This window comes from Erwinia rhapontici, from assembly GCF_012271765.1.
GTDB classification, from domain to species: domain Bacteria; phylum Pseudomonadota; class Gammaproteobacteria; order Enterobacterales; family Enterobacteriaceae; genus Erwinia; species Erwinia rhapontici.
In genome coordinates, this window is sequence record NZ_VRKO01000011.1 from 79,870 (window position 1) to 89,645 (window position 9,776).

The 9,776-nt window shown below is 59.6% G+C and carries 7 protein-coding genes; 3 read left to right on the forward strand and 4 right to left on the reverse strand.

Translation table 11 applies throughout. The features are described from left to right. Positions 1-22: 22 nt before the first annotated feature. Positions 23-937, reverse strand: coding sequence for a LysR family transcriptional regulator (locus tag FVB43_RS10020; protein WP_133843723.1), 915 nt, complete (start codon positions 935-937; stop codon positions 23-25). 129 nt (positions 938-1,066) lie between these two features. Between FVB43_RS10020 and FVB43_RS10025 the strand changes: the two genes are divergently transcribed. The 3 genes from FVB43_RS10025 (at position 1,067) to abgT (ending at position 5,455) form a co-directional block, all read left to right on the forward strand. After that, complete coding sequence (locus FVB43_RS10025) at positions 1,067-2,383, forward strand: amidohydrolase (RefSeq protein ID WP_159337371.1); 1,317 nt, start codon at positions 1,067-1,069, stop codon at positions 2,381-2,383. Beyond that, positions 2,383-3,831, forward strand: coding sequence for a M20 family metallopeptidase (locus FVB43_RS10030; protein WP_242462131.1), 1,449 nt, complete (start codon positions 2,383-2,385; stop codon positions 3,829-3,831). The genes FVB43_RS10025 and FVB43_RS10030 overlap by 1 nt, the downstream gene beginning before the upstream one ends. A 100-nt stretch (positions 3,832-3,931) precedes the next feature. Beyond that, the gene (gene abgT / locus FVB43_RS10035) at positions 3,932-5,455 is read left to right on the forward strand and encodes a p-aminobenzoyl-glutamate transporter (RefSeq protein ID WP_133843727.1); all 1,524 of its coding nucleotides are present in this window, start codon (positions 3,932-3,934) and stop codon (positions 5,453-5,455) included. Positions 5,456-5,607: 152 nt separating this feature from the next. On the opposite strand, the gene FVB43_RS10040 is transcribed toward abgT, so the two are convergent. The 3 genes from FVB43_RS10040 to FVB43_RS10050 are packed head-to-tail and all read right to left on the reverse strand — an operon-like array spanning position 5,608 to position 9,436. Beyond that, entirely contained in the window at positions 5,608-7,347 is a 1,740-nt protein-coding gene (locus FVB43_RS10040) for an ABC transporter permease (RefSeq protein ID WP_167863885.1), read from the reverse strand. Between the two features lie 3 nt (positions 7,348-7,350). Then, positions 7,351-8,328, reverse strand: coding sequence for an ABC transporter substrate-binding protein (locus tag FVB43_RS10045; RefSeq protein WP_159337370.1), 978 nt, complete (start codon positions 8,326-8,328; stop codon positions 7,351-7,353). A gap of 40 nt (positions 8,329-8,368) precedes the next feature. After that, positions 8,369-9,436: an ABC transporter ATP-binding protein gene (locus tag FVB43_RS10050; RefSeq protein WP_167863886.1), complete on the reverse strand. Its 1,068-nt coding sequence runs from the start codon at positions 9,434-9,436 to the stop codon at positions 8,369-8,371. Positions 9,437-9,776: the final 340 nt, after the last annotated feature.

The window sequence follows — 9,776 nt, forward strand, 5'->3', positions numbered from 1 at the left end:
GTTTTAGTGGGATGTGCGGTGCTTAGTTCTCTTTTTGTGAATGGCAGCAATGAAGACGGAATAAGCGCGCCAGCTCTGCCCCCATCGGCGTCAGCGTACTGTCCTTCCGCTGAATGAGATAAAACGTGGCATTGGGCAGCACCTCTTTAATATTCAGCGCCACCAGCTGGTTGCCGAGGATCGGGTCGCCGATCACATCACTGGAGAGAATACTGACAAAATCACTCTGTGCGATCAGGCTGGTGCAGGCCATAAAGGTTTCGCAGGTGACGCTGATCGCCGGGGCCATGCCCATATCGTGCAGCAGATCATGCAGCAGGCGATAATAGCTACCGCGTGGCGTTGGCATCGTCCAGTCGCAGTGCTGCAATTCCGCCAGCGACGTCACGTGCTCACACGGATGCCCTTTGCGCACCACGACGCGATATTCGCGCTCCATCAGCCTTTCATAGCTCAGCTCGCTGTCCAGATGACCGGGATAGGATGTGTTGATAGTGAAATCCAGCTCGCCCTGTCGCAGCTCAGGGATCATTGAGACCAGTTGCCCTTCCACAATGCGGATCTTCACATTGGGAAACTGGCGACGAAACTGGGTGATCACCTGTGGCATCAGCGTTCGCGCAATGCTGCCGCCCACACCGATGTTCACCGTGCCACCCGCCAGCCCCAGCCGCTGCTGAATGTCCTCCTGCGCAACGCGCAACTCTTCAAGGACCAGGCTCGCATGTTGAAAAAAGTTATCACCAATCTCGGTGAGCGCCACGCCCTGACTGCGCCGGATAAACAACCTTGCACCCAGCACTTCCTCCAGCTCCTGAATCGATTTAGTCAGCGCGGGCTGTGACAATCCGGCTGCCCGGCTGGCAGCACGAATGCTGCCGTGACGGGCAACGTCAACAAAAGCGCGTAGCTGGTGTAACTTGATGGAGGCAGGCATAGGTTTTCCTTATGTGATAACCGCTGATTATCAGTCACAAGATATTGGCATCTTCTGCCCGTGGATTCCATTGTGTAGAACAGAAAGTAATAACACTGAAATCATGATGCCCAATCAGAAGGATGACCCATGCACCAGGCTATTGCTGACTTTGTGAAAGAGATTGCACCCCGTCTACAGGCGCGGCGGCGTGACCTGCATAAATTTGCCGAATCCGGCTGGCTGGAGTTCCGCACCGCCACCCTCGTGGCCGCCGAACTCCATCGACTTGGCTATCAGCTCCAGCTGGGTAAAGAGGTGGTGAAGGCCGAAGCGCGCATGGGCCTGCCTGCGCCGGAGGTACTGGCGCAACACGAACAGCGTGCACGGGAACAGGGGGCGCTGCCGGAGTGGCTGCCGCACTTCTCCGGCGGTTTCTGCGCGATTGTCGCCACGCTGGCGACTGGCCGCCCCGGCCCGGTGATGGCATTCCGCGTGGATATGGATGCGCTGGACGTGATTGAAAACCAGACGGAGGAGCATCGCCCGCACGCCGAGGGCTTTGGCTCCGTCAATGCAGGCATGATGCACGCCTGCGGCCACGACGGCCACACCACCATCGGCCTTGGCCTGGCGCAGGTCCTGAAGCAGTTCGAAGCCGAACTGAGCGGCACCATCAAGCTGATTTTCCAGCCAGCAGAGGAAGGCACTCGCGGCGCAAAATCGATGGTCGAAGCGGGCGTGGTCGATGACGTCGACTTCTTTACCGCCATCCATATCGGCACCGGCGTTCCAGCGGGTGAACTGGTGTGCGGCAGCGATAACTTTATGGCCACCACCAAGCTCGACGTCAGCTTCCGTGGCAATGCTGCCCATGCGGGTGCTCGCCCCGAAGAGGGCAGCAACGCGCTGCTGGCCGCCGCACAGGCCACGCTGGGATTGCACACCCTGACCCAGCACAGCGGCGGCAGCGCCCGTGTCAACGTTGGCGTCTTGCAGGCAGGTACCGGGCGTAACGTCGTCGCTGACCGTGCAATGATGAAAGTGGAAACCCGTGGCGCAACCAATGAAATCAACGATTTTATCTACCAGCGTGCGCTGCAAACCCTGAAAGGGGCGGCAGAGATGTACGGCGTGGAGCATCAGGTCACGCTGATGGGCGCGGCGCGCAGCAGCCAGCCCACCGCCCCATGGGTGCGTTATATTCGCCACCAGGCGAGGCATATTCCCGAGCTGACCTCGCGGGTCGACAAGCGCGGTGTGGCGGCCGGATCGGAAGATGCCACCTACATGATGGAGCGGGTCAAGCAGCACGGCGGGCAGGCTTCCTACATCATTTTCGGCACCGAACTGAGCGCCGGGCACCACAACGAAAAATTCGACTTCAATGAGCAGGTGATGGCGGTGGCGGTGAAAACCCTCGCGGCGATTGCACTCAATATTGCTGAATTCGAAGCGGAGGCGTGATGAACCAGGCAATGAATGACTTTGTGGCGCACTACATCGACCAGCACCAGGCGCGATTCAGCGCATTAAGCGATGCCATCTGGGACCAGCCAGAAACGCGCTTTACCGAAACCTTCGCCGCCGGGCTGCTCTCCGGGGCACTGGAACAGGAAGGTTTTAGCATTGAACAGGCGGCGGGTGGCATTGAAACTGCGTTTATCGCCAGCTACGGGAAGGGTCAGCCGGTGATTGCCCTGCTGGGTGAGTATGACGCGCTGGCCGGGCTGAGCCAGCAGGCGGGATGCAGCACGCGCACGCCGCTGGTCACGGATGGCAACGGCCACGGCTGCGGCCACAATCTGTTGGGCACTGCCGCGCTGGCGGCGGCCTGTGCGGTCAAGGCCTGGCTGCAACAGAACAGCGCAACAGGCACGATCCGCTTTTACGGCTGCCCCGGCGAAGAGGGTGGCTCCGGTAAAACCTTTATGGTGCGTGAAGGGCTGTTCGACGATGTCGATGCCGCGCTGACCTGGCACCCGGAGGGCTTCAGCGGCATGTTTAATACCGCCACCCTCGCCAATATCCAGGCGGCGTTTCACTTCAGCGGCGTCGCCTCTCATGCGGCCAATGCACCGCACCTCGGACGCAGCGCGCTGGATGCCGTCACATTGATGAATACCGGCGCTAACTTCCTGCGCGAACACATTATTCCTGAAGCGCGGCTGCACTATGCGGTGACCAACAGCGGCGGCAGTTCCCCCAATGTGGTGCAGGCGGAGGCTGAAGTACTGTATCTGGTGCGCGCACCGCAGCTTGAGCAGCTGGAGGATATTTACCAGCGAGTAACCGATATCGCCCGTGGCGCCGCACTGATGACAGGTACGCAGATGAGCGTGCGCTTTGAAAAAGCCTGCTCCAACTATCAGCCCAACCGGGTGCTGGAACAGCTGATGTATCGCCAGCTCACGCATTTTGGATTGCCCGATTATACCGACGAAGAACGCCAGTTTGCCGCCGATATTCGCCAGACGCTGAACGCCGACGATCTGCGTAACGCCCGGCTGAACGCTGCGCGTACCGGGGGGAGTGCGGGCCACGCCTGGGTAGAGGCGCTGGGCGATCGCGTGCTGATGGAGAGCGTTGCTCCGTACTGCGCCAGCGAAGAGGTGCTGTACGGCTCAACCGATGTGGGTGACGTCAGTTGGGTGGCACCGACCGCACAGTGTTTTACCCCCTGTTTTGCCTTCGGCACGGCACTGCACAGCTGGCAGTTAGTGGCCCAGGGCCGCACCCCGATTGCCCATAAAGGCATGTGTCTTGCAGGTAAAACCCTGGCGGCAACCGCGCTGGCATTATTCAGCGATGCGGATGTCCTGGATAAGGCGCAGCAGGAGCTCCGTCAGCAGCGGGCCAGACAGCCTTACTACTGCCCCATTCCGGCAGGCGTTAAACCAACGCCGCTGGCGTAACGATATTCGACGTTCCCGGAGGCCTGGCTCGATCCCGGCCCCGTTAAAAAAATAACACGCAAACACCATCATAACGACGACAAGGCAATAGGGTTAATCAATGAGCGAAACAACAGCGGCCAACAAAAGCCCGGGAAAGATTTTTTACTGGATTGAACGCATCGGCAACAAGATACCTAATCCGTTTCTGTTATTTGTTTATCTGATTGCTGTACTGATGATATCGACCGCGCTGCTCTCCTGGTTCGGCGTGGCGGTGAAAAATCCGGCCAGCGGTAAGATGGTCGAGGTCAAAAACCTGCTGAGCGTGGCGGGCATCCAGTGGGTCCTGCCGAATATCATCAAAAACTTCAGCGGCTTTGCCCCGCTGGGTTCGATCCTCGCGCTGATGATTGGTGCCGGACTGGCCGAAAAAACCGGGCTGTTGCAGGCACTGATGAATAAGATGGCCTCGTTTGTCAGCGCCCGCTACGCCAGTTATATGGTGCTGTTTATCGCCTTCTTCAGCCATATTTCGTCGGATGCTGCACTGGTGGTGATGCCGCCACTGGGTGCCCTGATGTTTATTGCCGTCGGTCGTCATCCGGTCGCCGGGCTGCTTGCCGCAATTGCCGGGGTGGCTTCCGGCTTTACCGCCAACCTGCTGATTGTGACCACCGATGTGCTGCTCTCGGGCATCAGCAGTGAGGCGGCCAAAGCGGTGAGCGATACCGTACACGTCAGCGTCATCGATAACTGGTTCTTTATGGCCAGCTCGGTGATCGTGCTGACCTTCGCGGGCGGGCTGCTGACGGATAAGTTTGTTGAACCCCGCCTGCCCGCCTGGCAGGGAGACAGTGAAGAGAAGCTCGCCAGCCTGACACCGTTGCAGAACCGTGGCCTGCTGATGAGTGCGCTGGCGGCAGTCGTGTTTATCGGTCTGGTGGCGCTGATGGTGGTACCTGAAGGGGCGATGCTGCGCAATCCGGGCAGCGGCGCGATCATCCCTTCGCCGTTTATTCAGGGCATTGTGCCGCTGATTATTCTGTTCTTCTTTGTGGTGGCGATCACTTACGGCGTGGCGACAAAGCAGATCACCCGCCCGGATGATGTACCTGCCCTGCTGATTGAACCGATGAAAAGCATGGCCGGATTTATCGTGATGGTGTTCCCGCTCGCCCAGTTTGTCGCGATGTTTAACTGGAGCAATATGGGCACATTTATGGCGGTGGGGCTGACGGATGTGCTGGAGCAAATGTCCATGACCGGCGCACCGGCGTTTATCGGGCTGATGTTCCTGTCGGCGTTTCTTTGCATGTTTATCGCCAGTGGGTCAGCTATCTGGTCGATCCTGGCACCAATTTTCGTGCCGATGTTTATGCTGCTTGGCTTCCACCCGGCCTTCGCACAGATGATTTTCCGCATCGCTGACTCTGCTGTGTTGCCGCTGTCGCCAATGTCACCGTTCCTGCCGCTGTTCCTTGGCTTCCTGCAACGCTACCGCAAAGACGCGCAGCTCGGGACCTATTACACGCTGATTATGCCGTATCCGCTGGTGTTTTTTGCCGTGTGGATTGCGCTGCTGCTGGCGTGGTATGCGCTGGGGCTGCCGATTGGGCCAGGGGTGTATCCGGTGTTGCCGTAGGGGGCGTGACGCCTGCCGCAAGCGCGGATTCCAAAGGGCGGGGCGACTGCCGCCCTTTGGTCGCTTCGCCCACAAAGTGGGAAAGCGAAACGCCCTTGGCCTGGCCGTTAATCTTGACCTGCCGTTGACCGTAAACGCCGTAAGATAACGGTTTAAACCTGCCACGGCAGCACGCCACGATGACGTCGTGCCAGCCATGACGCCAGCAGCATCAGCAGCACCACCAGCAGGATCATCAGACAGCCAACGGCGGCGGCCAGCGTTGAGGAACCGCCCTCATCGAGGAAGACAATCGTCGGCCCAAGGGTCTGGGTTGCAGAGGTCACCAACAGAATCGATACCTGAATTTCGTTCAGCGCGGTCAGGAATACCAGAATCGCCCCGGCAATCGCCGAAGGCGCCACCAGCGGCAGCACAATGTCACGCATGCGCCGCAGAAACCCCGCTCCCGCCAGCTGTGCGGCTTCATCCAGCGAACGCTCGATGCGGGCAAAACCAGCCAGCGTTGGCCGCAGCACCAGCGCCAGAAAGTTGGAAAGATAGGCCGCGAGAATAATCCACACCGTGCCGTAAAGACTGACATTCACCAGCGGCAGCGGTTTCAGGAAGAACAGCAGCGCGGCAATCCCGGTCACCACACCAGGCAAAGCGTAAGCCAGTTCGCTGGAGAGATGCAGCACCCGTACCAGGCGACTGCGGCGCCAGCTGAGGAAACAGGCCATAAACAGCGCCATCACCGTGAGGATCGCCACTGCCAGCAGCGTCAGGCCCAGACTGGTGAGAAAAGCATGACGCACTGCGGGGTAGTCAAACAGCGCATTGCGGTAGTTAAGCAGCGTCAGTGATTGCAGGTTCAGTGACTGACCAAAACCCTGCGTCAACGAGGTGGTCAGCAGCGCCGAGAGCGGCAGCAGCAGGATCAGCACCATCAGCAACCATACCGCACACTCCACCGGCAGACGCCAGCGCCCGAGGGACTGAGTGAACGGCTGCGTGCTGCCATTCACGCGCACATCGCGTCGCCCGCCCAGCAGATTACTGACCAGCATACCGCCCAGAGTGATCGCCGTCAGCAGTAGCGAGAGCACCGCCATATCAGGCAATGCGCCCGGTCCGCTGGTATTAAGCTGCTGATAAACCAGCGTGATCAACGTGGGCACCCGGCCAGGAATACCGAGCATAGCCTGAATACCAAAGTTGCCTGCCGCCGCCACAAACGACAGCGCCGCACCGGCAAAGATCGCCGGACGCGCCAGCGGCAGGACCACCGTCAACAGAACGTGCAGCGGCGATGCGCCGGTAATGCGAGCCGCCTCCACCAGTTCAGCAGGCAGACGTTGCAACCCGGCGCGCACCGCCAGAAACACCAGCGGCGCATTGTGCAGGCCGAGCAGCAGAATAATACCACCTAGTGAATAGAGCGGCGGTGGCCCGCCGCTGTCAAACGGCAACCCAAGGGCCACCAGCGCCTGCATCACCAGACTGGACGGCGACAGCGCCTGTACCCACGCAAGCGCCGTGACCTGTGGGGGGATCATCAGTGGCAGGATAAACGCAAAGACCCATGCCGCTTTCGCACGCATATTACTCAGCGCCACCAGCCAGGCAGCCAGCGTACCCAGCAGCAGCGCCAGTGCCGTCGAGGCCAGCGCAATCAGCAGCGTGTTGCCCGTTGCACGCAGCACCCGCGGGGTGGCAAGCAGCTCAAACAGACGCTGACTGTCCGGCACACCCTGCGGCGCCACGGCGGCCCAGACCAGCCGCGCCAGCGGGGCCACCGACAGCAGGCCGATCATCAGCGCCAGCAGCCACAGCACCCAGTGCTCGCTGCCAGGCAGACGCAACCTGCGCTGCCCCGGCAGGCTGCGCGTCAGAGAAGGCAGCACGCTCATCCTTTAGCCACCAAAAATTTCAGTGAATTTATCCCGCACCTGCTTATCGTCGGCCACCGCTTTATCGGTATCCAGCGTCAGCAGTTTGATGCTCTCCATCGGCGCAAAGCCTTCCGGCGCAGCCACACGTTTGTCGACAGGACGGTTCCCCTGGGTCGCGACTAACTGCTGACCTTTCTCCGACAGCATAAAGCTGACGAAGGCTTTGGCAGCCGCAACGTTATGTGCGCCTTTGAGGATCGCCACCGGCTCTGTCACATAGGACACGCCTTCCTGCGGATAGACCAGGTCCACCGGGGATCCCTGCTTCTTAGCACGGATGATATCGGCATCGGTGATCACGCCATATTTCGCCATGCCGCTGGCCACCGCTTTCAGCGCCGGGCCGTTGCCACCTTCCGGGGTCACGCCGTTCGCGGCCAGCTTCTGATAAAAATCCCAGCCAATCGTCGGCGTATTGATCACCGTGTGCAGATGATAGAGCGCCGCACCGGAGTAAAGCGGGCTTGGCACCGCCACCTGCCCCCGGTTATCTGCCGCCGTCAACGCCATCCAGCTGTTTACCGGTTTGGCCTTTTGGGTGTTATAGCCAATCACCGTGGCGATGATTTTGGTGCCAAACCAGGTCTTATCTTTGTCATAGAAATCAGGGCTGATGTTGCTGACCGGCGCATCCGGCCAGGCCATCAGTTTGCCCTCTTTTTTCAGCGCGCCAAGGTTAATGGCATCTGCCACCAGCAGCACATCGGCTTTCACCTCACCGCTCATCATTTCGGTCCGCAGCACGTTCATCAATTGCGTGGTGCCGTTACGCGTCCAGGACACCTCGATGCCGGGGTTCGCCGCTTTAAAGGCATCCATGGTTTGCTGGGCAATTTCCGGTGCCTGCGAGGTATACACCACCAGTTTGCCATCGGCCGCCAGGGTGGACAGTGAAGAGAAGCCCACCAGCAGCGCCAGAATTTTTATCGTGTTACGCATATCCCTGAAGTCCTTTAAGTGATGGTAAATGAGAGAAAAATTAAGCAGGAATGACCCAGCCATCAACGACCGACAGCTTCAGGCGCTCACCCGTCTGCCACAGTGGCGCATCGGTAAGCATCAGGGTCAGGCGGTTTTCCGGGTCAGCCTCCGGCGCGATCTCCAACTGGCGGTAACCGCCACGGTAAATCACCCGCTGAATAGTGCCCCAGAAGCCCGGCTGTTCTTCCGTTGCCAGACGTAAATCGGCTGCATGCAAACAGATTTTCCCAACAGGCAGTACGGGCTGTTGGGGGCTGGCACGCAGGGAGATGCGCTGTCCGTAAAGCGTGACCCAGGCGCGGCCGTGTCCGTCCGCTTCAATATCGCTGACGGTGACCACGCGGCCATCGTCAATAAAGCGCGCCACCATTTCACAGGCGGGCTGGCGGTAGAGAGTTTGTGGGCTGGCGAACTGCATCACCTGCCCGGCGTGCATCACCACAATGCGGTCGGCCAGCGCCATCGCTTCATGCTGATCGTGAGTGATATACAACAGCGTGGCACCAGAGTGCTGGTGAAAGCGGGTGAATTCCTCTTCCATGGTGGCGCGCAAATGCACATCGAGGTTGGCCAGAGGCTCGTCGAGCAGCACCACCTGAGGACGCGTTACCAGACAGCGGGCCAGTGCCACACGCTGCCGCTGGCCGCCTGAGAGATCGGCCGGCTTACGTTCGGCCATTCCTTCCAACCCGACCTGTAACAGAGCCGCAACCACCCGCTGCTGACGCAGCTCACGTGCCATCCCTTTCACTTTCAGACCGTATTCCACGTTTTCCGCCACTGACATATGCGGCCACAGCGCGTAGTTCTGAAAGACAATGCTCAGATCGCGCTGTTCCGGCGGCAGATGCTGCCCCGGCGCGCTGTAACAGCGTTCACCTATGCTGATCGTTCCCGCATCCGGGGTTTCAAAACCGGCCAGCGTACGCAACAGAGTGGTCTTACCGCAGCCGGAAGGGCCGAGTACCGCAATAAATTCACCGTGTTCAATATGGAGTGACACATCGCGCAGCACCGGCTGCGAACCAAAGGATTTACACAGGTTGTTGATCAGGATCGCAGACATAAATGCAGTTCAGCTCCGTCAGTCACAGTAACGCGTTAAAACATACTGAGCGTAGATGACAGGCAGGTGACAGTGCGATAGCGAACGGCAGTGACGTTGCTGACCAGGGCGGGTCAGGCGTGCCTGACCCCTACGGAATGCTGCGGGTTATTGGAATGGGCCGGGCGTGCCTGACCCCTACGGAATGCTGCGGGTTGTTGGAATGGGCCGGACGTGCCTGACCCCTGCGGAATGCTGCGGGTTGTTGGAATGGGCCAGGCGTGTGTAGGACCGGGTACATAGGTAACAGATCAGACCGGGCACACAGGTAACACTTTTATGCCGGGTCGACCCTGATAAT

What these genes read in the sequence shown, in the direction of transcription:
- FVB43_RS10025 (WP_159337371.1), top strand. Translation starts at nt 1,067, where the DNA reads ATGCACCAGGCTATTGCTGACTTTGTGAAAGAGATTGCACCCCGTCTA.
- FVB43_RS10050 (WP_167863886.1), bottom strand. Translation starts at nt 9,436, where the DNA reads ATGTCTGCGATCCTGATCAACAACCTGTGTAAATCCTTTGGTTCGCAG.
- FVB43_RS10030 (WP_242462131.1), top strand. Translation starts at nt 2,383, where the DNA reads ATGAACCAGGCAATGAATGACTTTGTGGCGCACTACATCGACCAGCAC.
- FVB43_RS10040 (WP_167863885.1), bottom strand. Translation starts at nt 7,347, where the DNA reads ATGAGCGTGCTGCCTTCTCTGACGCGCAGCCTGCCGGGGCAGCGCAGG.
- FVB43_RS10020 (WP_133843723.1), bottom strand. Translation starts at nt 937, where the DNA reads ATGCCTGCCTCCATCAAGTTACACCAGCTACGCGCTTTTGTTGACGTT.
- abgT (WP_133843727.1), top strand. Translation starts at nt 3,932, where the DNA reads ATGAGCGAAACAACAGCGGCCAACAAAAGCCCGGGAAAGATTTTTTAC.
- FVB43_RS10045 (WP_159337370.1), bottom strand. Translation starts at nt 8,328, where the DNA reads ATGCGTAACACGATAAAAATTCTGGCGCTGCTGGTGGGCTTCTCTTCA.